The 23,625-nt window shown below is 47.5% G+C and carries 22 protein-coding genes; 3 read left to right on the top strand and 19 right to left on the bottom strand.

All coding sequences use genetic code 11. The features are described from left to right. Positions 1–14: 14 nt before the first annotated feature. Together V4210_RS00420 and V4210_RS00415 are read right to left on the bottom strand one after the other, a co-directional pair. A complete protein-coding gene (locus tag V4210_RS00420; RefSeq protein ID WP_338520899.1) occupies positions 15–2,369 on the bottom strand; it encodes a hypothetical protein in 2,355 nt (784 codons plus the stop codon). Further along, positions 2,370–2,858, bottom strand: coding sequence for a hypothetical protein (locus V4210_RS00415; protein WP_338520898.1), 489 nt, complete (start codon positions 2,856–2,858; stop codon positions 2,370–2,372). Between the two features lie 61 nt (positions 2,859–2,919). Here V4210_RS00415 and ychF point away from each other — a divergent pair, with 61 nt between their 5' ends. Beyond that, complete coding sequence (gene ychF, locus V4210_RS00410) at positions 2,920–3,999, top strand: redox-regulated ATPase YchF (protein WP_338520897.1); 1,080 nt, start codon at positions 2,920–2,922, stop codon at positions 3,997–3,999. Here the strand turns inward: ychF and V4210_RS00405 are convergent. The 6 genes from V4210_RS00405 to rpsF form a co-directional block, all read right to left on the bottom strand. Continuing rightward, entirely contained in the window at positions 3,989–4,726 is a 738-nt protein-coding gene (locus V4210_RS00405; protein WP_338520896.1) for a TlyA family RNA methyltransferase, read from the bottom strand. The genes ychF and V4210_RS00405 overlap by 11 nt on opposite strands. Beyond that, positions 4,716–6,290, bottom strand: coding sequence for a serine hydrolase (locus V4210_RS00400; protein ID WP_338520895.1), 1,575 nt, complete (start codon positions 6,288–6,290; stop codon positions 4,716–4,718). Before V4210_RS00400 ends, V4210_RS00405 begins: the two co-directional genes overlap by 11 nt. A gap of 193 nt (positions 6,291–6,483) precedes the next feature. Next, positions 6,484–7,044 carry an elongation factor P gene (gene efp, locus V4210_RS00395; RefSeq protein WP_338520894.1) on the bottom strand — a complete coding sequence of 187 codons (561 nt, stop codon included), beginning with the start codon at positions 7,042–7,044 and terminating at the stop codon, positions 6,484–6,486. 79 nt (positions 7,045–7,123) lie between these two features. Beyond that, positions 7,124–7,324 carry a 30S ribosomal protein S18 gene (gene rpsR, locus V4210_RS00390; protein ID WP_138078406.1) on the bottom strand — a complete coding sequence of 67 codons (201 nt, stop codon included), beginning with the start codon at positions 7,322–7,324 and terminating at the stop codon, positions 7,124–7,126. A gap of 12 nt (positions 7,325–7,336) precedes the next feature. Continuing rightward, positions 7,337–7,756 (bottom strand): single-stranded DNA-binding protein, encoded by a 420-nt coding sequence (locus V4210_RS00385; protein ID WP_338520893.1) that lies wholly within the window; start codon positions 7,754–7,756, stop codon positions 7,337–7,339. A gap of 49 nt (positions 7,757–7,805) precedes the next feature. Continuing rightward, the gene (rpsF, locus tag V4210_RS00380) at positions 7,806–8,165 is read right to left on the bottom strand and encodes a 30S ribosomal protein S6 (RefSeq protein ID WP_338520892.1); all 360 of its coding nucleotides are present in this window, start codon (positions 8,163–8,165) and stop codon (positions 7,806–7,808) included. Positions 8,166–8,301: 136 nt separating this feature from the next. On the opposite strand from rpsF, the gene V4210_RS00375 reads away from it, so the two are divergent. Then, positions 8,302–9,111, top strand: a complete 810-nt coding sequence (locus tag V4210_RS00375) for a prephenate dehydratase (RefSeq protein WP_338520891.1) — start codon at positions 8,302–8,304, stop codon at positions 9,109–9,111. Between the two features lie 15 nt (positions 9,112–9,126). On the opposite strand, the gene V4210_RS00370 is transcribed toward V4210_RS00375, so the two are convergent. The 7 genes from V4210_RS00370 to pnp all read right to left on the bottom strand — a co-directional run bounded on the left by V4210_RS00370 (position 9,127) and on the right by pnp (position 19,455). Next, on the bottom strand, positions 9,127–11,352 hold the full coding sequence (locus V4210_RS00370) for an FtsK/SpoIIIE family DNA translocase (RefSeq protein ID WP_338520890.1): 2,226 nt from the start codon (positions 11,350–11,352) through the stop codon (positions 9,127–9,129). 72 nt (positions 11,353–11,424) lie between these two features. Then, positions 11,425–13,566 carry a ribonuclease J gene (locus V4210_RS00365; protein WP_338520889.1) on the bottom strand — a complete coding sequence of 714 codons (2,142 nt, stop codon included), beginning with the start codon at positions 13,564–13,566 and terminating at the stop codon, positions 11,425–11,427. A gap of 144 nt (positions 13,567–13,710) precedes the next feature. Further along, on the bottom strand, positions 13,711–15,297 hold the full coding sequence (locus V4210_RS00360) for a YhgE/Pip domain-containing protein (protein WP_338520888.1): 1,587 nt from the start codon (positions 15,295–15,297) through the stop codon (positions 13,711–13,713). Then, entirely contained in the window at positions 15,266–15,826 is a 561-nt protein-coding gene (locus V4210_RS00355) for a YhgE/Pip domain-containing protein (RefSeq protein WP_338520887.1), read from the bottom strand. Before V4210_RS00355 ends, V4210_RS00360 begins: the two co-directional genes overlap by 32 nt. A gap of 137 nt (positions 15,827–15,963) precedes the next feature. Beyond that, entirely contained in the window at positions 15,964–16,242 is a 279-nt protein-coding gene (locus V4210_RS00350) for an RrF2 family transcriptional regulator (RefSeq protein WP_338520886.1), read from the bottom strand. Positions 16,243–16,375: 133 nt separating this feature from the next. After that, complete coding sequence (locus tag V4210_RS00345) at positions 16,376–17,275, bottom strand: hypothetical protein (protein WP_338520885.1); 900 nt, start codon at positions 17,273–17,275, stop codon at positions 16,376–16,378. Positions 17,276–17,343: 68 nt separating this feature from the next. Next, positions 17,344–19,455, bottom strand: a complete 2,112-nt coding sequence (pnp, locus tag V4210_RS00340) for a polyribonucleotide nucleotidyltransferase (RefSeq protein ID WP_338520884.1) — start codon at positions 19,453–19,455, stop codon at positions 17,344–17,346. 136 nt (positions 19,456–19,591) lie between these two features. On the opposite strand from pnp, the gene V4210_RS00335 reads away from it, so the two are divergent. Then, on the top strand, positions 19,592–20,191 hold the full coding sequence (locus V4210_RS00335; RefSeq protein WP_411912120.1) for a sortase: 600 nt from the start codon (positions 19,592–19,594) through the stop codon (positions 20,189–20,191). 57 nt (positions 20,192–20,248) lie between these two features. On the opposite strand, the gene rpsO is transcribed toward V4210_RS00335, so the two are convergent. From rpsO to V4210_RS00315, 4 genes are read right to left on the bottom strand one after another with little or no spacing between them, the layout of a single operon-like run. Further along, on the bottom strand, positions 20,249–20,515 hold the full coding sequence (gene rpsO, locus V4210_RS00330) for a 30S ribosomal protein S15 (RefSeq protein WP_338520882.1): 267 nt from the start codon (positions 20,513–20,515) through the stop codon (positions 20,249–20,251). Positions 20,516–20,562: 47 nt separating this feature from the next. Next, positions 20,563–21,042 (bottom strand): type IV pilin protein, encoded by a 480-nt coding sequence (locus tag V4210_RS00325; RefSeq protein WP_338520881.1) that lies wholly within the window; start codon positions 21,040–21,042, stop codon positions 20,563–20,565. A gap of 17 nt (positions 21,043–21,059) precedes the next feature. Beyond that, positions 21,060–21,725 (bottom strand): tRNA pseudouridine(55) synthase TruB, encoded by a 666-nt coding sequence (gene truB, locus V4210_RS00320; RefSeq protein WP_338520880.1) that lies wholly within the window; start codon positions 21,723–21,725, stop codon positions 21,060–21,062. Position 21,726: 1 nt separating this feature from the next. Next, positions 21,727–23,535: a DHH family phosphoesterase gene (locus V4210_RS00315; protein ID WP_338520879.1), complete on the bottom strand. Its 1,809-nt coding sequence runs from the start codon at positions 23,533–23,535 to the stop codon at positions 21,727–21,729. Positions 23,536–23,625 lie beyond the last annotated feature (90 nt).

The raw sequence follows: 23,625 nt of genomic DNA, 5'->3' as shown, positions 1-23,625 counted from the left end.
TGTAAAACAAAACGTTAAAAACGTGGCGGCAGTTCACGGGAATACATGGTCTGAATGGCACCCGAATCACGTGAACGGCCATAATTTGCTAAATACGCGTCTGGTCGCAAGTTCAAAATCTCTGCCGGTTTACCAAAATCAGTCTGATCAGAACCATGTGTGCGCCGCAGATAGAGCGACCCGGTTACAATTGGTCCGTTAACACGAAGCTGTTGCTTATCGCAAGCCCCACTTGCTAACAGATCTGATTCTGGCCAACCCTTGCCATTCTTGGCTTCAGCACAGGTACTGACAGTCTTGTTGGCCAGCAACCAGGCATCGACACGCTGCACATTTGGCTCTATGATGATATGGTCTGCTCGAATGATGAGTTGTGGAATAGCTCCAACGCTTGATAGCGGGCCATTTGCATAGGTAATATCACCGGTAATTCGCACCGTTCGCCCATATACCGTGATGTATACACCGGTCTTCACGGTGCCGCCAGTAATCTCTACTTGCGCTGCACGGTATTCTGCATTACCAGATAACTGCCCGTCACCGATCTTTATAGAGCCACTGTCCGTTCCTTTGATAGCCGGGTAATTGTATCCTGTGAGGCGACCAAACTGCCCATATGGTGTTTTAGTGTTACGGAATGTCAAGGTATTATATTCACGAGCTAAGCCCCCAGCTGGGCCGCCATCGGACAATCCAGCACCTGAAGCAGAAATGATATTTTGTGGCGACAAAATGCCATACTCTGCCCACGATCCGTACCGTTTATCGTCCAAAATAGTCATGCTGGTTTGCACCAACCCCTTACTTGCCGTCCCGCCAAATGACACACCAGCCCTGACATCGCCACCCCAGAACTGAACTTTTGGTTTTTTACTGACAACCACACACTTCACAGCGTATGATGACGTTTCTTTACCAACCTCTTGTTTATAAGCAGCAACTACCGTTGCATAACAAACCCTATCGCCCGACTGGACCGGCAATCCATTGATATCATCGTCAGACGAATGAATCATGGTTTGATTGACTGGAAAGTCTCGATCCGAGCCATCTTTGTAAAGGTCTTTACAAGCACCAGAAATTGTCACGCCATGTTTTGCGGCAATGTGAGCTGCTAATTCACATGGATTCTCAATAGACATCTTTACATTATCACCAGATTCAGCAATGGTGTTACCTGCCTTTGCCACAAACCGCACTACCGCACTACGAGTTGGCTTAGAGCGTGTCGGTCCGCTATTGTATATCGATCCCTGTACTCCAGAGACCTTCTTTTGTCCTAGCATAATTGTTGTTGAAGCCACATCAATTGATGGCTTCAAAGTGTATTCATATGGCACAACAGCACACGCATAGTTTGAGCCAGCAACACCACCGGTATAACTAGCTGGCGCCCATTCAATTCGTTGACAAATATTTTTTCCCGCGTCACTTGCTTTAATGGTATATCTCATAACATTCCAAGGGTTCTTTGCGCCAGAGTATGGACCATAGTGTTGAATGAAGGTATCTCTTCGTAACGGCGGGCTGGACCAGCCAAAGTCAATCACGCTGGCATCTTCCGAAGCACTAATGTGCGGACTTCGCGGCAAATTATGCCCCCTAATGGTATGGCGAATTTGTTGATTAGCATTTGCGTCACGCATAGCCAGTCGGTGAGTAAAACCAATAGTCTCACCTGGTTTAGCAAATAACGTTGCTTTCTGCCAATCCCGATCAACATTGTTATTCCCTGCTGTTTCACGACGAATATAACTCTCTCCCTCTGCGCGCCATGGGCTAGCCTGGCGGATTATCCTGACTGGTAACGTTTCTGCTCGACATCGACCAATTGAAGTATTCTCTCTAAAATCACCACAACGCCAAAAAGTTAAATATAGCACCTGGCCATTTGGATCACCAGGCGTAGCAACATTCCTAATGTCCAATGTTGCTGGCAATGAATCTCCAATTGATGTCCAGCCACTCGCATCACCACGTCCACGGAGGAGGTTAGTACCATGAATTGTCATCCTTGATGATAGTGATTGAATCTGTGTAGCATAAAATGGTAATCCTGTACATTCACCGCCCATCACCGCCGATCCATGGAGGTATATGGTGATGTATTCTTGATTATGAGCAACAGCCTGCACGCCAGTTGAATAATAGCCCTGCTCCCAGCCGTTCGAGGGGCCATAATTGCCATTTTTATCATTAAACCATAAGGCTCCCTGGCCACAAACTTTATTTTCTAAGTATTTGTTCCAGGCATCTATCTCTGATTTGTTACGTGGCGCACGTGCCGCATAAGCATCGTTTGTGAAACACAACGCCGAAGCCATGGCGCCGACCAGAATCAACGAAGCGAATGCCCACCGCCGATTCATTTAGTCTCCCCGCCTCTGATCACCCTGCTTATCATGTGAGCCCACAATATTCTTTATGGCATCAAGGGTAATAATGTCATTAACTCGATGGTCTACATATACGCCAGAATTGTTCACTGCTTTTTCAAGGGCTTCATAGCCACTTTTTGCCGCAGCTGCATCTCGGGTATAGTAGAACGGATACGCCAAGGCCATGAACGCACAGGTTGGATCCTTGTCATAATCCTTTTTTGCCTTCACATCATCGGCAAACTGTTTCATCTCTTCGCCATGTTTTTTCTTGGCTGCTTCATCAACTGACAAGTCGGTGTCTTGACGAATTTTATTATACCGGTCAATCATATCTTTGCCACATATCACATACGGTGTCTTTACTATTTGCTGCGGTTGTTTAAAACCCAGGTAGAGAAACCCGCTCTTTACGCCGGCGACGATAATAGCCACCACGACCACTACTGATATAATACCCCATATAATCATTTTCTTCATACTGCTTATTCTAATACAGCTACGCTATCCTTGCAACCATCAGTGATGGTATAATAAGCTCATGAGTTTATCTATTGGTATCGTGGGGCTCCCCAATGTTGGCAAGTCAACCACTTTTAATGCATTAACAAACAACGATATTTTAGCGGCAAACTACCCTTTTGCGACGATTGAGCCGAACACGGGAATTGTTCCGGTGCCAGACGAACGGCTGGAGGTTTTAGCAAAATTATACGGCTCAGAGAAAATTCTGCCAGCCACGGTGACATTTGTGGATATCGCCGGGTTAGTAGCAGGCGCCTCTAAAGGTGAGGGTTTGGGCAATAAGTTTTTAGCAAACATCCGGCAATGTGACGCAATTGTGCATGTGGTTCGTGCTTTTGAAAATAACGCCATTTTGCGCCATGATGAAGCACCAGTCAACCCCAAAGCTGACATTGACATCATCAACACTGAGCTAATCTTAGCAGATATTCAAACCATAGAAAATCGATTGCCACGGTTACAGAAAGAGGCCAAAGCCCGTCCAGCAACTCGCGAAGAAGTCGCCTATCTACAAACACTACTAGAACAACTGCAGTCTGGTGTACCGCTATCTTCAATAGCCGACTTGAACACAGAATTGATTCAAGATCTCCACCTACTGACTGCCAAACCAGTTATTTATGCATTCAATGTTGACGAGGCGGGACTAACCGATGCTACGCTGCAATCAGAGCTGACTTCCTTGGTGGCGCCTGCTAAAGCTTTGTTTTTGAGTGCCAAACTGGAAGAAGAGCTGAAGGGACTATCACCCGCAGAAGCTGCCGAGCTGTTGGAAAGTTACGGCGTCACGGAAACCGGACTCATGCAATTGATTCATGCCGCGTATGATACCCTCGGCCTTCAAAGTTACTTAACTGCTGGACCTAAAGAGGTTCGTGCCTGGACTATCCACAAAGGATGGACGGCACCACAGGCTGCTGGCGTTATTCACACCGACTTTGAAAAAGGCTTCATTGCTGCTCAAGTGGTCGACTATCACGACCTCGTCAGTGCTGGTTCTGAAGCTGCCGCCCGCGCTGCTGGCAAAATACGAACTGAGGGTAAAACCTACGTCATGCAACCTGATGATGTCGTTGAGTTTAGATTTAACGTGTAGTTGGTTTGGCTACTTTTAGTGCATAAAATCGCTCACGATTGCCGCGAGCTCCAGCCACGGCGCTATCAGCTTTGTCCACCGTCACGAACAATTTTGCCGACCACGCCTCAAACTCACGCAAAATCTGCCGCCGAATTGTATCATTTTTGATGACACCACTGTTACCCAGTTGCTGACGCGCGGCTTCAAACTGTGGCTTAACCATGGCCACAATCAGCGTCGTATCCTTACAAGTGCTCGCAAGATTCGGTAAAATTTGCCGTAAACTGATGAATGATACGTCGATTAGCACAATATCTGGCGCTTCGTCTGGCACAAAATCCCGAATATCAGTTTTTTCGTGCAACTCTATCCTTGAGTCACGCCGCAGATCTGGATGTAATTGATCCGTTCCAACATCAACCGCATATACTTTTTTGGCGCCATGTTTCAGCGCATAATCAGTAAACCCGCCAGTGCTACTGCCAACATCCAGCACAACACGGTCGGTAAATGTGATACCCAAAGCTGAAGCGACACTCGCTAGTTTTAATCCCGCACGACTGACGTATCGCTCACGTGGCGACAACGTAATCAACGCCTGATCACCCACCATATAACCTGGCTTTTGTACCACCTTTCCATCAACCACAACATCACCGAGGCGAATATAGTTTTCGGCCTGCGACCTGCTAGCAACCAGCCCTCGAGCAACCAGTTCTTTATCAAGCCGCCCCTTAGCCGCCATACATGATATCCTCAAGTTTACGAGTTATCTCGGCTATTTTGCCCCATGACTGACCCTTAGTGATGATTGACATGACATATTTACCCTTTGGATGAGTCACGATAGCCGCATCATTCAGGTAGCCTTCCAAAAAACCAACCTTGTCCTGCACTATGCCGCCACTGCCAGCCGGTATACCCTGACGATACACCTGTCGCTGCATCAAGCCCAACAAGAAGTCGCGGTGGCTACCTCTGACTAAAGTGCCGTCATCAATTCCCTTCAAAATCTTCGCCAAATCATTAGTCGACGTCATCACATACGATCCCCTGAGTGACGTATCCTTAAACCCTTTGCCCTCACGCAAATACGCAGTTATGTCACTGGCCTTATAGCGAGCAATAATCGCTTCTGGACACGCATTATCTGAGTTTACAATCATCTGCGTTATACATTCTTGCACAGATACCCCGCCGATTTTATCATTCATAGTCAACTGATTATTATCAATTTTATCCATCAAAACCATAGCTATATATAATTTGTACGTGCTGGCCGACACACTGGACTCGCTGCCGCGCACCTGAGCACTCCAGTTTTCGCCAGACACTTGGCTAACTGTCAGGCGAATATCATGATCACGCGCCACTGAGTTAACATAAGCCTGCAGCCCCAGTGCCGAATGAGAAAACGTCTCTTTATATACCGGCTGCGGAGGCAACTGTTTAGCCAGCAAGGCAATTTTACTATCTTTTTCCTCTGTACTAAGCAGCACCTCTTGTACTTTTGCCGTCATTTGCGCGACATCAATGCCCCGACCTGGCGCCCCATTCTCACGTTTCGTCTCTGTGCCGTCATGCATATAAATAACGGTTTTACCAGCTGGTTTATTGACTACTTTGCCAAATGAATGTTCCAAAAACTCCGTTAGTTTCGCCTGATTGAGCGCTATTTTAGGGATATTATGTCCATCTTCGATGAAAGACAAAAGTTTTGCGATGGTTGATTTGTCAACTTTGACTGCCTTACCTTCAAATTCCACGGCGATATTTCGCTGCAAAATCTTTTCAACACGAGAGCGTAACTCTTGCAGCTGTTTTTCCGTCACCTTGGCAGACAGACGTTTACCCTTCATCTGCACCTCGGTCTTGTCACCCAAAGAATACTGGGTCGAAGCTATCGCCTGACGCGCCTCAACACTTTGCAGTTCACGACCAACTTTCTCTGCTACAACCACCACCTTGTCATTCTGAATCTCTACTCGTGCATTTTCGGGCGGCAATGTTAAGCTATCACCATATTCAGCCATCTTTGCTTCCAGTGCACTTTCATCAAATTTTACCTCGGCATTAGTAACCTCAACCGAACGCCACCACAAACTAAACGGCACCAAACGCTGCCACCACGGATAATCCAACGCTTTATCAGCCACACAACGACCACACACTGTGCCACCAAAATTGCCTACAGAAGCTTCCTGCTTGCCATTTCTTGTCACAAATTGCAGCTGTGTCTGTGGAGCACTGTCCTTCGCCAACCGTTCAATATCATTGCGTGTCCACCAGCTAACACTCCGTCCCATCATATACGCCCTACTAGTCAAGCGATCCCCAGGAAAGCTCATCTGAATAACCACAGACAACAGACAGATTAAACAAAAACTGGCACCACCATAAAAGACCCATCTCAACGATGAGTCTTGATGACATCTTTTACAAAAACGACGCATTCGAAGACGTATAATCTTCAACTGTAGCGTGAGGTATTTCCTCAGTTCTCTACTTTTTTCTTTCCCTATACTCACCAGTCGTTGTATCGACATTAACAATATCCCCTTGTTTAATAAATGCTGGCACCTTGATGACTAAGCCAGTTTCCAGTGTCGCATCTTTCAATACGCTCGATGTCGTATCACCCTTCACGACATCTTCAGTATATGTCACTTCTAGGTAGAGGTTTTTTGGTAACTCTACGTTGATGACTCGTCCATCAAAGAACTGCAGACTCAATGAATCACCCTCCTTCAAAAAGTCAGCTGCTGAGTCGACGATTGCTGCACCCAATTCAAATTGTTCAAAGCTTTCAGGATCCATAAAGTAAAATGTTTCACCATCACGGTACAAATATTGAACAGTTTTATTGGTCACCTCGGCTGACTCAATCTTCTCTTGCCCCTTGAAGGTTTTCGGGATAACACTGCCGTCAATCAAGTTTTTCAACTTCACATTAACAATCGATCCGCCGCGGCCCATCACCTTCTGTCCATATTCAACCACGCGATATGGCTTACCGTCTATTTGGCAAATCGTTCCTTTTTTTAAATCTGTTGGCTGGTACATCCTTGCTCCTTTATTTCATCTTTAGAACTGTTGGCCGGCGCGCCACCACATACTTTGGTGCGCCGAAAAATGTTCCAAATTAGCCGTGTGTCACGAATGGCAACAATGCCAAGTGGCGAGCGCGTTTGATGGCGACTGCCAGGCTTCGCTGTTGTTTTTCAGTCAAGCCAGTTTTTGCGATTGATTCAATTTGACCATACACGTTGGTGTATCGTTGCAACGTCTTTACATCTCGGTAGTCAAATACACTTGGTGTATCCTTTTTTTGTCGTTTAGCCATTTCTACTCCTTGTTAGAACGGAATTTCTGATAAGTCAATTGGTTTATCGTCAATTTCCGTCACTACTTCTTCTTTCGTTGATATATTTGCCGTTGAGCTGGCAGTATCACCACTTGGCCCATCCAGGAAGGTCACATCAGAAGCAACCACTTCAATTCGTGAACGTCGCTTGCCAGTTTCCTTGTCTTCCCAGCTGTCTTGGCGAAGGCGTCCTTGTACCAATACGCGTCGGCCTTTTGATAGGTACTGCATAACCAACTCACCGAGCTTTTCCCATGCAGTGACATCAAAGAAATCAGCTTGATCATCTTGTGTTTGGCGATCCACCGCGATAGAAAAGCTCACCACCGTCCTACCTGACGTTGTTGTGCGCTGCTCAGGATCACGGGTCAATCTTCCCATCAAGATGACTTGATTGATACTTCGTGCCATAGTGTTACCCTCCTTGTCATAGGTTTATTATCGATATCGTTTGCGATAATTATGCGTCAGCTTCAGTAGCTTCAGCAGCCATCTTCTCAGATCGCTCGCGCTGCTCTGCCAATGCCTGACGGGTCTTTTCATCAGTCTTTACCAACAAGTAGCGCAATACTTCGTCAGTAATGTTCAATGTGCTTGAAATCTTGCGCGGTGCGTCTGATGGCAATGTTGCCTCAAAGTACACATACACTGCGAAATCTTCGCGGCGAATTTGGTAAGCCAGTTTTTTCTTACCCCAGTTGTCTTCTTTGGTGATTTCACCACCATTGTCTTTGATCAACGCTCGAACCTTGTCCAGCGCCGCGTCCAAATTTGCTTCCAAATCTGGATGAATAAGAACGGTCAGTTCGTATTCGTTCATGTTTCCTCCTTCGGAATCCTTCACGGATGGTTATGCTATCTCACATAACCTTAGGTTATTATTCCCTCGTATTATACGGTAATCTGATGTAAAAGTCCAGTGATGTGCCCTGTCGGGCCGTGCTACAATAGAATTCATGCGTATCGCTATTCAAGGACAAGCTGGATCATTTCACGAACAAGCAGCAAAACAATGGTACGGGCCCGAGGCTACCATCGTTCCGTGCGTGACCTTTGGCGATGTTTTTCAAACCTATGCCCGCGGCCAAGCCGACGCTATTGTCGTGGCAGTAGAAAATACCATTTACGGCACCATCAACGAAACCTACCGTCACATCGAATCCTGCAGCGCTCCTATCGTTGGTGAAGTGACACTTACCATTCAACAAACCCTTATTACCAATCCAGGCACAAAGCTTGAAGACATCACTTCTGTCTATTCACATCCTGTTGCCTTGTCACAATGCCAGCATTTTCTCCAAGAATGCCTACCACACGCTGCGCAAATTGAATATTTTGATACCGCTGGCGCTGTTGAGTTCATCAAGCAACACGGTTCACCACACCTAGCAGCCATCGCTGGTGAGGCCGCCGCTCAGCTACACAATATGCCAATTCTCAAGCGGCACATCCAAGATGCCCAGGACAACATCACTCGTTTCCTCGTTCTCGACCAGACAACGACAGTGGCTGATGCCAATCGAGCAACGCTTGTGGTGACCACCGCCCATCAACCAGGCAGTCTCCTCGAGATACTCCGTACGTTCGCCAATCAGTCCATCAACCTTGCCAGCCTCCAATCCCAGCCCATCGTTGGTCAACCGTGGAACTACAAATTCTTCATAACCGTTGATGCTGCCGGTCCGTCATTACGTCGCGCCATCAACAAAATCACCGCAACCGGTCACAAAGTCACGCTACTTGGAGAATACCAAACAGCACGATAACTAGATCATTTCAAATTAGCTATCACCAAGTTCATCAAGGCTTGATACCAACACCTCTCGTGGCTTCGATCCATTAGCCGGACCGATAATCCCCTGGTCTTCCATCTCGGCCATGATACGAGCAGCTCGACCATACCCTATCTTCAACCGCATCTGTAATAAACTAGTGGAGGCTCGACGACTCTCAATGACCAAGCGAACAGCATCCTTAAACATCGCGTCACCGTCATTGCCTTCCAAGTTCACCATTACGCCACCCTTACCATTGAGCTGAACAGGCTGCGCAACCACTTCATCATTGTACTGCGGTGCTGACTGCATCCTGAGATAGTCCGTTATCTTATTGACTTCGTCATCAGTCACCCATGCACCCTGAATACGCTTTGGCTTGCTCATGCTTGGTGTGTACAGCAACATATCACCCTGACCAAGCAGTTTCTCAGCACCAATCTGGTCCAGAATAGTTCGTGAGTCAACCTGAGAAGCTACGGTAAAGCCAATTCGTGCTGGCACATTCGCCTTGATCAAACCAGTGATCACGTCAACACTCGGCCGCTGCGTTGCCAAGACCAGGTGAATACCCACCGCTCGAGCTTTCTGCGCCAAGCGAACGATCAGCGCCTCGACGTCACGCGCCGCCACCATCATCAAATCAGCTAACTCATCAATGACGATGACAATGTATGGCATCGCCCCGTCTTCATGTTGCTGAACATTTCCGTTCTCATCAGCAACCGGGATTTTCGTGCCAGCAGTCTTGATTTTTTTGTTATAGCTCTTAATATCACGAATTTTCTCCGCCGCCAACAACTTATACCGCCGCTCCATCTCATTGACCGCCCACTTCAAGGCCGAGATAGTCTTTTCTGGCTCAGTAATCACTGGCGTCAGCAGATGTGGGATATCTTCGTACGGTGCCATTTCCACCTGCTTTGGGTCAACCAAGATCAATTTCATATCGCTTGGGCTATTGCGGTACAACAAACTAGTCAATAAGGTGTTAATCATCACCGACTTACCAGAACCGGTCTGACCAGCGATCAACATGTGCGGCATCTTATTCAGCTCACCAACCACTGCTTCACCCGAGATATCCTTACCGATAGCAAAGCTCAACGGTTCATGGGCGTGCTTCCATTGTTTCGAATCCAACACACCATATAGTCGCACATCAGCCGCTCGTCGGTTTGGCACCTCAATACCAACGGCTTTTTGCCCAGGAATCGGCGCCTCAATCCGCAAACTCTGCGCCGCCAAATTCAAAGCAATATTCGTCTCCAGTGCTGTGATGCGCGTCAATTTTACACCACTCGGCGGCCGCAAAGTATATTGCGTCACCTTCGGCCCAATATTGGCGTCTTCCATCTCTACATCAATGTTAAATTCCGCCAAGGTGTCGTGAATGATCTGCGCGTTTTGCCGAATATCGCCAGCATCAGCTGGGCTTTGCTTCTTCTCTAGTAGATCCAAGCTTGGTGATTGCCAATTTGGATCATGCACCGAAACCAATGCTGCCTGTTCTTCGGCAGATTTGTCCTGCTTTACGCTACCCCGCAAACTACTTAACGGCGACGATTTTTTGGCTTTAGCTGGTTCTTCTGTATCTACCGTCGGCACGCCAGCGTTCAAATTAATCTCGCTAACCTTTCGTGGCTCAGCTTTTTCCGCTTTGGCGGCCTGCCGCATAATTGCCTTATTCTCATCATCCTCCGAAGAATCACGCCGCATCATTTCCCATATCTTACCGAACAGCTCAACTGGGGTCATGAGCGTGATGAACAACGCGGTGATAAGGATGAGGACGATATATATCAGAGCGACGATTGGCTTTTCCGCCAGGGTCATCATCATATTATTAGCGACATCGCCAATAACACCACCAGCCTCCGGGCGGGCGGCAGTCTTCAGTAGTCCAAACAGCCCACTCAGCCACACCACCTCCAAAACAGCCGCTATCTTCATGGCAATTGGCAATCGATTATTCTCTGCGCGGAAAGTCTCCACTGCAATATACACCAACAACACTGGCAGAGCATACATAGCGTAACCAACGACCTTCAAAGCGGCGTGGTTAGTCCATTCCAACACTGGACCGCCTACATCAAACCATGCCACCACCAAGAGTAATGACAGCACAATCATCAAGACTGCTCCAACCTGCGACCAAAAACCGCTCGGTACGTCATGTTTTGGCGCAGTCGCCACTGATTTCTTTTTCGTAGTCTTTCGTTTTTTAGGCATAACTGTTATCTATTATACCTCGTTTTACGGATTATCGCACTTATTTATTATAACATACTTTGTTAAATATGTCTAATAAGCCGGTGCGTTGTGTCGCTCTCGAGCCTTGGTGTCGTTCGCCTCCGTGTCAGGGATTTGTTTAGCTGGAAATCGTTTTTTGGGTAGCTTTGGAACAACTGGGCTATCAGCTGCTGCTTCTGACTTAGCTGCTCCCTGGACACCCCGAGAAACTTTTCCTGGAGCTTTCAAGCCACCACCGATTTCATTGATAACAGGGATAACAATCGGTGTTCGACGCGTCTGGTCGTACAAGATGTGCGTGACTTCATCCTTGATTTCCTTTTTCACCACATCAAGGTCATACTTGCCGGCAAAACTGCGCGCTGCCTTCTGTTTCAAGTACTGGCGGATCATGTTCATCAATTCTTCGGAATCACGCAAGTAAATGAATCCTCGGGAGATAATATCCGGACTAGTCAACAGCCGTCCCGTACCACGCTGGACTGTCAACACCACCACAAACATACCCTCTTGAGACATATGAATGCGATCTTTCAGTACCACCTCAGAGACGATAGCGCCCGTATCGTCATACATCACGCCACCAGCCTGAATTCGACCAGCCTTCTTAGCTTGGCGTTCGATATCAATTTCAATAATATCACCGGCGTCACACACAAAGATATTCTTCCTCGGAATCCCACACTCTTTCTCTGCCAGCCGCGCGTTGTGCACCAGCATGTGGAATTCACCGTGAATTGGCATGTAGTACGTTGGGTTCAAGGCGTTAATCAGCTTAATGTGATCATCGTAATAGCCATGACCCGACAAGTGCAGCGGACCAACACCCGTCAAGTGTGTTTTGCCATTCTGAATCACATCAGAGCCCTCGCGCATCAAACCATCAACTGTTCGCACCACGTTTTTCTCGTTGCCCGGAATCGGATTGGAGCTAAACACCACCACGTCAGAGCCTTTGATCTTCATGTATTTATGCGCACCAGTCGCCATGCGATTAAGCACAGCATTAAACTCACCCTGTGAACCAGTACAGACCACGGTGACTTGGCTGTCTGGTAACTTGATGATGTCTTCCATCTTCATGACGGTGTCTTTCGGGATCTTGATGGTGCCTGAACGCAGCGCCACTTCCAAGTTCTGAATCATCGAAAATCCAGCAAACGCCACCTTACGCCCGTGCTTATGCGCTTCTTCCAAAATCAATTGCAAACGGTGCACCTGTGATGAGAAACAGCTCAAAATCACCCGGCTGTTACTGAATTTATCCATCACCTGACCGATGGAATATTGAATATCAAACTCGGTGTGGGTGTGCGTACCAGCTGACTCACAGTTGGTCGATTCATTCATGAACATCAACACACCTTCTTTGGACGCCACTTCAGTCATGCGTTTAAGGTCAAACTTCTGACCATCAACCGGACTTTCCTCAAATCGCCAGTCGCCAGAATCAATGATCACACCCAGCGGCGTCCGAATGATCACCGCTGTCGAATCTGGAATAGAGTGATTCACCCGCACTAATTCCACTGAAAAGTGTTTCGACACCTGAACAATTTCATGGCTCAATGGATCCATCACCCGAAAGTCTGGCTGAAAATCAGTATCCGCATCAGCCAGCGACTTATCTAGCATACCGATAGTAAACTTCGACGCGTAGACTGGTGCTGGAATTCGGTGAATAAAATGCCGGAAAGAACCGATGTGATCAAGGTGTCCGTGAGTGAACACATGCGCCTTGATCTTGTGCTTATTTTCCTCCAGCCAGGTAATATCCGGTGTAATGTAATTGATACCTGGATAATCGCTGCCCGGAAACAGAAAGCCCATGTCGACAACGATAATTTCATCGTCGTACTCAATGGCGTTCATATTTTTACCGATTCCCATTTCGCCGACACCGCCGATTGGGATGATTCGTAGTTTTGGCTTGCCACCGCAAGTCCGTTTTGGCTGCATTTTGGCGCTAAATTGTTCGCCGCCATAGCCGTTATAAACTGATTTATTGACTGGGATATTGATCACGTGCTGTGACGCCCTCAGATTAACATTTTCGCTCGTTCGTCGCTGCGCGCGAAAAACCTCACCTTTACGAGTGGTGGTGCTGTTTAATACTGCATTGTTGCTTTTTTTCGACTGAGGACGCTTTTTAGCATCATCCTTCTGCGGTGTTGCCAGTCGCCGCTGACCCATATTGTTATACTCCTTTTTCGTTATAATAATTCAAAAATCAGGTAGAGAGATAAATAGCAAATATTCCCTCGTTAGTGGGTCTATTTTAGCAAACCACAGATATTTTGTCAAAAGCGCGTAATAACAGCACCACTGTTATCTATATCAATCATCGCCGTCCACTGATGTGTAAATAAATTTTCGCTTGCCGCGGTAGGCGAAGAAGCCGAGCATCAACAGGTTAGCTACCAGCAAAAAGCCCGCCAGCACCCACATGCTATCAATGTAAAATGAGTTGCTGAGCCCTCCCGAGATAGCTTGACGCAAGGCCCTGATTGAATAAGTCATCGGTACCAGCGGGTTGACCGCTTGGAAAAAGCCATTTGTCGTTTGGATTGGGAAAGTTCCTTCGCTCGATCCCAGCTGCAACACCAGCAGCACCATTGCTAGGAAGCGCCCCGGATTATCCAAGACAATCACCAACAGTGACACAATCGACATATAGGCAAACGAGGTCAAATATACCGCGCCGATGAAATGCCCCGGATGGTCAGGCGTTAAGCCCAGACAATAAACCATAATTAGCATCAAGATTGTTGCCTGAGCAAAGGCTGCCGTACCAATGACCGAGGCTTTGGCGAGCCACCAGCGAAAGGCATTTTCTTGTTCGGTAAAAGTCTTGCGGATAGGATAAATGATATTGACCGCTAGCGCCCCGACAAACAAGCTCAGCGACAAGACGTATGGTGCCAAGGCATAGCCATAATTTGGCACATCTCCCTGTTTATTAGTTTCCGACGATACCGGGTTGGCGATTTGCTGCTGCGTGGCAGCGCCAGTCGGCTGCAGCTTTATCTGGTTGCCAGCGTCAGCCAATTTGACAGACAGCGTGTCCGCACCAGTTGCCAGCTGTGATGTACCGCTGAGCAAAGTGCCTGAATTAGCATTCAAGACTACCGCGCCGTTGGCTAGTCGCTGGCTGCCGGTTTGCGCTTGTGACAAATTATTCACCAGCGTTGTCGAGCCAGTCAGTAGCTGATTATTAGCCGCTCTCAGGTTATTGTAACCATTGAACGCACTAACCGCATTCGGTGCCAGTTGGTTCGCACTGTTTGCTAGTGTCGCAATGCCAGTTTGCAGTTGGCTTTGTTGCTTGCTCAATTGCACCGTCAGTGTTTGCAAGTCCATTAACAGCTCAGTCGTTTGTTTTGTAATAGTCTGCGTTGCTGTGAGTGCTTTTGATATGATGCCAATTTGCGGCACGGTTATAGTTGTCGATTTGCCAGGAGCAGCTTGCGCTTCAGCACCGAGCGTTTGTAGTGTGCCGCCGGCTGTCGTCAAATCTACCCTTGCCGCCTGCATTGTTACCGCCAAAGTTTGCGCCTCGTTAGCAACCTTTTGTTGCAGCGCTGTCAGTTCTGGCGATGGATTATGCACGCTGGCGTTGAGCTGATTGAGACCAGATTGCAGTTGCTTCATGCCGTTTGATAATTGCACAACTTGGACTTGGCTCGGCAAACCATTCGACATTTGCCCCAGTCCCGCTTGCAGTTGGCGCGACCCATCAGCTAGCTGAGCCAAACCGTTGCTTAGCGCCTGCTGATTGGTCGCCAACTGCTTAACGCCACTGGTGTAAGTTTGCACGCCTGCCTGCAAAGTCGCCAAACCATCATGCAGTTGCACTGCGCCGTCCGCTGCTGTTTCCAGACCGCCGCCAAGCTTATTGATACTTTCTAGCACGCCTTTTGGCATAAGCCTTAGTGACTTGCTCGGCCACCGAAGTCTTGACTTTTTCAGCCGCCTGGCTACTGACCAACGAACCGATATAATTCTTGGCTGGCGTCGTCGTATAGTGAATAACTGCCTGCTCGGGTTTATTTTGCGTAATTGATGCTGCTTTTGCCGAAAAATCTGCCGGAATCGTCACCACTGCATAGAAATGCCCGCTGCTAACGCCGCTATCGGCTTGCTGCTTAGTCACGAATTCCCAGCCCAAATCGTGATTATCTTTTAATTTTTGCTCAACCGACTGCCCGACGTTCAGCGCTTGACCATTCAGCTGCGCGCCTTTGTCCTCGTTGACAAACGCCACCGGCAAGTTTTTGGTTTGCCCGTACGGATCCCAAATCGACCCCAAGAAAAAGCCGCTGTACATAATCGGGATAAACGAAATCACCGCCAGCGAAACCAATAAGATCTTATTTTTGAATAAATGCCGCCACTCGGCGCGCACCATATTATTGCGTTGCCGGCGCGACAACCGCGTTACTTTTTCAACCATGCATTACCTCCTTGGCAATATCTTCTAGGGTTACTGTTTTTAGATAATCGCTCCACTTTTGCTGCGCTTCAGAAAAGACTTTTTCGATCATATTCATGCCAATTTCGACTTGGTGGAGGCGTGTCGCAAAGACCCGCTCAATAATCCCCTGGGGTTGAAAGAACGGTGCTTGCCAAAACGACGTCGTGCAGCGTCACTTGGCTCATTTCCCGCGCCAAAACGAAACCACCGCCAGCACCTTGTACTGAAGTGATGAGCTGTGCCACCACCAATTTGCGACTAATCTTCTTCAGATACGTCGGCGATACCGCCATTTTCTCAGCCAAAGCGTCGTTAGTAATTGGCGCGGTTCGCTTAGGGTCGGCCAAAAGCGCCATAATACAGCAAGCTTGTTCAACAGCTCCCGATAATTTCATAAAATCCTTTCCAAATTAGCTATAGTAGATATCTACTATCCACTATACTACATTCATCCTACATAAACAATTCTCCCGGCCAATTAAAAAGCTCCGCCACACGACGGAGCTTCTCACTTATTCTACCTGAGCTTTAACTTTGGTTTGCCTTCTCGGTCAATACGCGACCCAAAGCATTCAACTGAGAGTTAACCTCTGCCTTCTGGAACGCCTCGTTTAGCTTCTTTGGAGCATCACCAGCCTTGAACTTTGTGAGCTGGCGGTACAACTTACTCGCAGCTGCCGACAGGCCAGACGCATCGCCAGCATCATGAGCTTTTTGCATCTCCTCAACTATGCCTCGTTGTTCATCAAAAGCATCAGCCAGTTTCTTTGCCTCTTCGGACAACAATTGACTCTTTACTTTGGCTAATTTTTTAACAGCAGAAACACAAGAACTAACGGTTTTGTCATAGTTCTCTAGCAACTTACTACGGTCTGAGCTGAATCGAGGAAAGGTAGTAGCGGTTCGACAGTTCTTTGTGGTCTCCAACAATTCATCAGATGCATCAGCCAAATCACCTACCATTGTGGTAAATTCATTGTTTTGTTTGATGAAATCATCATATTTTTGCTTAACATCTTTGTCGCGCAAGGCTTTCATGTCTTTCAAGTCATCAACCGACTTCTTGTATTCTTCTACTGATTCTTTAATCTTATCGGTAGACGCGGTTGATGTCCCATATGAAACCATACGAAAAGCCGAGCCAACCCGTAGATAGGTACCTCGCACTTTCGTAACCTTATCATGCGCTTCCTTGTAATCTTCTTTGCTTGGACCGCTCAATAAAATCACCGCCAAAACAATACCAACAACTAACAAGATGAAGGCAATCGAACCACCAATGATACCCCACAACATACCCTTGCTCATGCCCTTTTTCTTGACTGGTCCCTGAGGAACTGGCTGAGTTGGCGCCGGTTGCATACGTGGTTCCGGAACGGTTGCAGCAGGAGTTGGTGTCGAGTTTGTATTATTACCTTTGTTATCCATGCTTTCTCCTTTTCTTACTCTATTAATTGTACACTATTTACGATTTACTGAATACGGTTATGGCTAGATTATAAACCGATCATCGTCAAATTGATCTTGCCGCGCTCATCAATACCAGTTATCTTTACGCGGACAGTCTGGCCTTCTTTGACGACATCAGTCACCTTATTTACCCGACCTTCGGCCAGTTTCGAAATATGTACCATACCATCGACTCCTGGTAAGATATTCACAAAAGCGCCAAAGTCTTTGATACTAACAACCCGACCCTCATAGATCTTGCCAACCTCTGGCTCTTCTACCAAACTCTTGATCCAATTCATAGCTTTCTCAATTGATGCGCCGTCTGGGCTAGCCACGGTAATTAAGCCATCTTCTTTGATGTCAATTTCAGCACCAGTTTCAGAGGTGATCTTGTTGATCATCTCGCCACCCTTACCGATCACCGCACCAATCTTGTCTGGGTTGATCTTGATCTTCTCAATGCGTGGTGCGTATGGGCTCAATGCCTGGCGTGGTTGTGGTAATACGGACAACATATGCTCCAAGATATGTGCTCGACCAGCTTTTGACTGCTCAATTGCTTGCGCCAAGATGTCAACCGGTAGGCCATGCACCTTCATATCCATCTGTAGCGCCGTGATACCTTGAGCAGTGCCTGTCACCTTAAAGTCCATGTCACCAGCAAAATCTTCAGCATCAGCGATGTCGCTCAGCACATATGGTGTACCCTCGTCCATCATTAAGCCCATGGCGATACCAGAGACCGGCGCTTTGAGTGGCACACCTGCATCCATCAGCGCCAAACAGCTTGAACATGTCGCTGCCATTGAGGTGGAACCATTCTGGCTCATGATTTCGGTCACCGAACGAATAGCATATGGGAACTCTTCTTCACTTGGCAACACTGGCGTCAATGCTCGCTCCGCCAAGTAACCATGCCCAATTTCACGGCGACCTGGACTACCCAAACGGCGCACTTCACCAACAGTATAACCCGGAGCATTGTAGTGATGCATATAACGTCGTTCGTAATCAGTTTGTTCCATGGTGTCTACCAGCTGCGCGTAGCTCAGTGGCGCCAAGGTAACGATGTTCATACCCTGAGTCACGCCGCGGGTAAATAAGCTTGATCCGTGTGCTCGTGGCAAGAAACCAACTTCTGAGCTGAGTGGTCGGATTTCCGTCAATTGACGGCCGTCTGGACGCACCTTATCCTCAACGATACCTCGGCGTACGTCCTTATGGAGTGCCAACGTAAAGGCCTCATCATATTGAGGTCGCAGCTCATCATAATTCTCACCGAGCTTTGTCGTAAATTCGTCATGAAATGCCTGACGAATATCCGCGATCAGTTCGTTACGCTCTGGGTAGGCACGACGAATAGCTGCGCCAAATTTACCAGCAACCCACACGTCAACTTCTGCTTGTATGGTTTCATCTGGTAGAACCAGTTCGTACTGCTGCGCGGCTGGTGCGACTTTTTCTGCCAACTCACGTTGAAGCTGGATGGCTGGCTGCATCATGTGGTGTGCCCACGCCATGGCGTCGATAATTACTTGCTCGCTCACTTCATGAGCACCCGCTTCCACCATGGTAATGCCGTTCTCAATACCAGCAACCACCAAATCCAGGTCACTGGCTGCGCGCTCATCAGGGGTCAAAAAGGCCTTAAATTCACCGTTCACTCGGCCAACACGCAAACCTGCCACTGGTCCATCAAATGGGGTGCCAGTCAGGCTCAGTGCCGCACTAGCGGCTACCATTGCTACCATATCAGGACGGAAACTTGGGTCCATACTGAGGACGCTTGATACGACTTGAACCTCTTGACGATACCCCTTCGGGAACAGTGGACGAATTGGCCGGTCAATCAGTCGCCCGATGAGTATTGCCTCGTCAGATGGACGACCTTCTCGCTTGATAAATCGGCTACCAGAAATCTTGCCGGCAGCATAAAACTTCTCTTCATAATCAATTGACAGCGGGAAATAATCTAGTTCCACTGGTCGCGAGCCGACCATCGCCGTACCTAACACAACCGTGTCGCCGTAACGCGCTACCACACTGGCGGTAGTGCGAAAACCGACCCTATTTACCTCTAATGTCAGTGGTCGACCACACCATTCCGTGGTAACACTAAAAATATCCTTGCCACTTGGATTAATAATGCTCATCATGAGCCTCCTTTCTTATCGCGAAAAGTAACAGGGGTGAAAGCTGATATATCATGAGCTCTCGTCTCTATCACCATTCGCGGTTATTTACCTTTCCATTATATCACACTCTTCAGCCACCACCCGGTGAGCTGGTATAATGATAAGCGTGAAAGTTAAACGCACTAGAACAGCAAAAGATTATATCATATTAGGCATAGCTCTAACCTTGTTGGTGGGTGGTGGATACTTACTCATTACCATCTTTAGTCCTTTTTTCGCAACACAATTCATCGACCCTAAAAATAATGAAACGACTAAGGTTTTACAAAAGACAACTGATGAATTTCATCCAGAAAATCGCATTTACATTCCTGCCATCAATGTCAATATCCCGTACAAAACCGGTGGCGCAGAAGTGTTAGAGCTAACTGCCTGGTGGCGTAAGCCAGAAAATGGTAACCCTAAAGAGGGTGGAAATTTCATCGTTGCTGCTCACCGCTTCCAAATTGGCCCCACACCACAACGCACCATCAACAATTCTCCGTTTTACAACATTAACAAGCTCAAAGTTGGCGATTCCATCACAGTTGATTACAACGGCAAACGCTACGAGTACAGCATATATGATATATATAAAGTTAAGCCTGATGCTGTCGAGATAGAAGAGCGAACCGATCAACCACGCTTGACACTGTATTCATGTTCCCTGGGTGGATCATTTGATAAACGTGAAGTTATCATCGCTGTCCCTAAATAGTTCATACAAAAATCCGCCCCGATATATCGAGGCGGATATATAAACTACTTGGTTTGCTTATTTGCGTAGTCCCAATGTAGCCAGCACTTGCTTATAACTCTCAAAGTCAGTTCGCTCCAAGTATCGCAGTAGGCGCTTGCGCTTACCTACCATCTGGACAAGGCCGCGACGAGCCATGAAGTCGTGTTTGTTGACTTTCAAGTGCTCTGTAACCTCTTTGATACGAGCTGTCAAAATCGAAATCTGTACCTGAGGGCTACCGACATCGTTTTTGCCAACCTGAGTCAAAGCAATCGCTTTTTGCTTGTTCTCTTTACTGATCATAGCCGTTTGATTATATCAGGAGTGACCGATATTTTCAAGCAGTGCCGCTAGAATAGCTGCGCGTAGCTATATATCGTTGAGCCGCTGTCTGGTGCTTGCGTGCTATTGTGATGACAACTTGAACGAATACGATTGAAGGTTGCTACGTCCTCGGTAGATGGATTATTCAACGCGGCATATATCACAAACCCCTTACCACCGTCATGACACTCATAGATTCGAAAGATTGCTTCCTCATTTGCTGCTTTTTTACTAGAAACACCTTGCCGATAATCAGCCTTCAAATAATCCGGAACCAAGGTTTGTACACCATCCGGCGCGTTAAACGGACCAAATCCAGTGATACGCTTTCCTCTAGCCTCCGCCAAAGCAGCAGCATCGCCCGCAGTTTTAACTGCAGATCGAATCTTCGCGTCCAATCCATTCTCACGCACCGACCGATACGAGACAATTGCTATTGATGCCAACACGGCAATCACTGCTATAACAATTAATACTTCAACCAATGTAAAACCCTTATGCTTCATATCCATATAATACCACCCTAATTCTCTATGCCAAAATCCGACAGTTTCGCTGCTTGGTCAATGATAAAGTTGGCAATTTTTGTGCGCCGCAACGATTGACAGTAGGCACCAGTTCCCAGATAGTTACCGATGTCCTCTGCCAGCGTACGAATGTATGTGCCACTAGAGACATGAGTATTGATACATAGTTTTGGATAGTTATATGATGCAATTTCAATGTCATGCACCGTGATCTGCCGTGCAGGCATCGCAACTTCCTGACCTTTTCGCGCGAGGTGATAGGCGCGCTGCCCATTGATTTTGATGGCGCTAAAAGCTGGCGGGGTTTGCTCAATCACCCCAATGAACTTCCGTACAGCCTGTCTTACCTCTTCAATTGTCGGCTGATGCTCAGACACTGGTGTAAGCTCTCCTTCAGGATCTCCCGTCGTGCTAGTCACCCCCAAAATGATTTCTGCCTGATACCATTTGTCTAGCTTGGTAAATGACCCGGCTTCTTTACATTTTTTACCCGTTACTAAAATCATCAAACCTGTAGCAAACGGATCCAAGGTACCGGTATGTCCAACTTTTGCTTTCTTACCTAGCTGTTGACTGAGCACTCTCCTAATTCTAGCGACTACGCCAAAACTACTCATACCAGCTGGTTTATCAATGAGCACGATATCATCATTTGGTATCATGTTAGTTTTGTCCCGGAATCTGGAACTGTGTTGGATTGAATTCAGCATTGGTAGTATTCACGACTGGTGGGGCTGAGGCTGGCGTCGGTGGAGTATTAGGGCTGACTGCTGGAGCTGGCGGAAAAGCCGGTGGCAGTTCTGGCAACGTACTAAAGTCAGGCATTGGTGGTAACCCTGCTATATTTTTGGCAGAAGACTCAATTTCCGCCAAAGTTGGGGTACCAGGAGCACTATTTGCCGCCAATGGATCTGGAACATTAGGCACCGCTGCTAATGCTTCGCTAACTGCCTGATGGGTTGGCTGACCCAATGACTGATTAGTCCCCAATACCTTTGAGGTGTCTTCACTGAGAGCAGCCATGACATCGCCATCATGTCCAGCGATAGCTGAAGCTTCTCCCAGAGGAGAGATAGACCTATTGTTCTGTAAATTGTTGTTCATTTCAGCGAACGGGTCAACTGATTTTGGCTCATCATCATGGCGAGCAACGGTGGCGTTTATCGGTGAATCACTAAACCCCCCTTGACTGCTGCCAGGTTGACCATGATTCAAAATCGTGCGGTTACGACCACTTTCAGCCTCGCGCTTCTTATCTTCTGCAGCCTGTTCAGCTGAAGCATTGAACGTACCGCCTACTGACGGTTCCGGCAACTCGTCTTTCGGAGATTGTGGGCTGCCTAGCGGTTTGATGGCTGGTAAGCTATACTCTGGTTCTGGTGACTTTGCTGGTTCTTCGGATTCTACTGGTGTGGATTTGGCCAATTGTTTTTCCAAGTACGATTCAGCTGCGCGCGCAGCCTCGTCTTGAGCCTCAGCCTGCGTTCGGCGAGCTACCTCGTCTAGATCACCCCTCTTTTGGTGTGATATTTCCAAAGTGCCATCATCTGGTTTTGGTAGCTCCTTATCTGCTTGTTTTGGCTGTTTACGTGATGAACGGCTAATTGACAGCTTGGTGTTGTCTACCTCTGCTTCCTCAGCATCTGATGACTCACTTGAACTATCGGCACCTTCCGGTTCATCATGTTCGTCAGCCGGGGCTTCCAATTCCTCAGCTTCCACCAACTTTGCTGCAATCAACTGCTGGTTAGCTCCTGCAGCCATCAAATCCGCAGCCGCTGTCATGACGCGAGGTGATGTCAGGTTGTTACTAAACCTATTAGTTACAGCAACGATACCGGTCATAAACGCATTTGCCATCTGCTCGTCCAGCGTTGCCTTGACTGTCTTCAGTTCATCAACCAGCTCCAAAAGCATCTCACTCACACCACTGGCGTTACGCTCGTGCCAATCGATCGCACCCAAGCTACTCTTGATATCCCGAGCTGTCACGGTCACCACGTCAGCACTGTGCAAAATTTTGCCATGAGCCGTCAAGGCTTCATCAAGATGATTGCTGTCTTCAACATTCAAAGCCAACACCAGCTCAATGTTGTAATCACCCTGTGAGAATTCCAAGTCCGCTTCAGTAATCGTCGTTCGGTACGGCGTGATGAAAATTTTCACAACTGCATCGTCAACTATTTTGTACCGCAAGTGATCCGCCTTGTCCTTATCAAGCGCTATGATAAAGTCTCTGAGACTGTCCGCCGTGTCCTCAAATGTCTTATCAGGCTCCAGGAAATTTATCGCCGGTGGAATTTTACCAGAAAATACCGCTGTAGCATGCTTTCCAAGCTCATTCAAAAATAGCGTCAACCCCAATGCCGCTGATAACTCATCAACACTTGGATCACGACTAACCGTAACCAATATATTAGTATTTTCTTTGATTTTTTGGATTACCTGCTGCTTGGCGGAAGCGGTGCTCATTGTTTGTTTTCCTGTTTCTTTTTATTGCTATAGCCTTTGGCTGAATTATAGCATAAGCATAGGCGATTAGTCAAGATTATACCCCGTTTC

It is taken from the genome of Candidatus Nanosynbacter featherlites (assembly GCF_037013405.1).
In the GTDB taxonomy this organism is placed as follows: Bacteria; Patescibacteriota; Saccharimonadia; order Saccharimonadales; family Saccharimonadaceae; genus Nanosynbacter; species Nanosynbacter featherlites_B.
This window is presented reverse-complemented; position numbering and strand designations above follow the sequence as displayed.

Bases quoted from the DNA above. Each gene is read 5' to 3' on its own strand.
- V4210_RS00420 (WP_338520899.1), bottom strand. From the start codon at position 2,369: ATGAATCGGCGGTGGGCATTCGCTTCGTTGATTCTGGTCGGCGCCATG.
- V4210_RS00415 (WP_338520898.1), bottom strand. From the start codon at position 2,858: ATGAAGAAAATGATTATATGGGGTATTATATCAGTAGTGGTCGTGGTG.
- ychF (WP_338520897.1), top strand. From the start codon at position 2,920: ATGAGTTTATCTATTGGTATCGTGGGGCTCCCCAATGTTGGCAAGTCA.
- V4210_RS00405 (WP_338520896.1), bottom strand. From the start codon at position 4,726: ATGGCGGCTAAGGGGCGGCTTGATAAAGAACTGGTTGCTCGAGGGCTG.
- V4210_RS00400 (WP_338520895.1), bottom strand. From the start codon at position 6,290: ATGATGGGACGGAGTGTTAGCTGGTGGACACGCAATGATATTGAACGG.
- efp (WP_338520894.1), bottom strand. From the start codon at position 7,044: ATGTACCAGCCAACAGATTTAAAAAAAGGAACGATTTGCCAAATAGAC.
- rpsR (WP_138078406.1), bottom strand. From the start codon at position 7,324: ATGGCTAAACGACAAAAAAAGGATACACCAAGTGTATTTGACTACCGA.
- V4210_RS00385 (WP_338520893.1), bottom strand. From the start codon at position 7,756: ATGGCACGAAGTATCAATCAAGTCATCTTGATGGGAAGATTGACCCGT.
- rpsF (WP_338520892.1), bottom strand. From the start codon at position 8,165: ATGAACGAATACGAACTGACCGTTCTTATTCATCCAGATTTGGAAGCA.
- V4210_RS00375 (WP_338520891.1), top strand. From the start codon at position 8,302: ATGCGTATCGCTATTCAAGGACAAGCTGGATCATTTCACGAACAAGCA.
- V4210_RS00370 (WP_338520890.1), bottom strand. From the start codon at position 11,352: ATGCCTAAAAAACGAAAGACTACGAAAAAGAAATCAGTGGCGACTGCG.
- V4210_RS00365 (WP_338520889.1), bottom strand. From the start codon at position 13,566: ATGGGTCAGCGGCGACTGGCAACACCGCAGAAGGATGATGCTAAAAAG.
- V4210_RS00360 (WP_338520888.1), bottom strand. From the start codon at position 15,297: ATGCCAAAAGGCGTGCTAGAAAGTATCAATAAGCTTGGCGGCGGTCTG.
- V4210_RS00355 (WP_338520887.1), bottom strand. From the start codon at position 15,826: ATGGTTGAAAAAGTAACGCGGTTGTCGCGCCGGCAACGCAATAATATG.
- V4210_RS00350 (WP_338520886.1), bottom strand. From the start codon at position 16,242: ATGAAATTATCGGGAGCTGTTGAACAAGCTTGCTGTATTATGGCGCTT.
- V4210_RS00345 (WP_338520885.1), bottom strand. From the start codon at position 17,275: ATGGATAACAAAGGTAATAATACAAACTCGACACCAACTCCTGCTGCA.
- pnp (WP_338520884.1), bottom strand. From the start codon at position 19,455: ATGATGAGCATTATTAATCCAAGTGGCAAGGATATTTTTAGTGTTACC.
- V4210_RS00335 (WP_411912120.1), top strand. From the start codon at position 19,592: ATGATAAGCGTGAAAGTTAAACGCACTAGAACAGCAAAAGATTATATC.
- rpsO (WP_338520882.1), bottom strand. From the start codon at position 20,515: ATGATCAGTAAAGAGAACAAGCAAAAAGCGATTGCTTTGACTCAGGTT.
- V4210_RS00325 (WP_338520881.1), bottom strand. From the start codon at position 21,042: ATGAAGCATAAGGGTTTTACATTGGTTGAAGTATTAATTGTTATAGCA.
- truB (WP_338520880.1), bottom strand. From the start codon at position 21,725: ATGATACCAAATGATGATATCGTGCTCATTGATAAACCAGCTGGTATG.
- V4210_RS00315 (WP_338520879.1), bottom strand. From the start codon at position 23,535: ATGAGCACCGCTTCCGCCAAGCAGCAGGTAATCCAAAAAATCAAAGAA.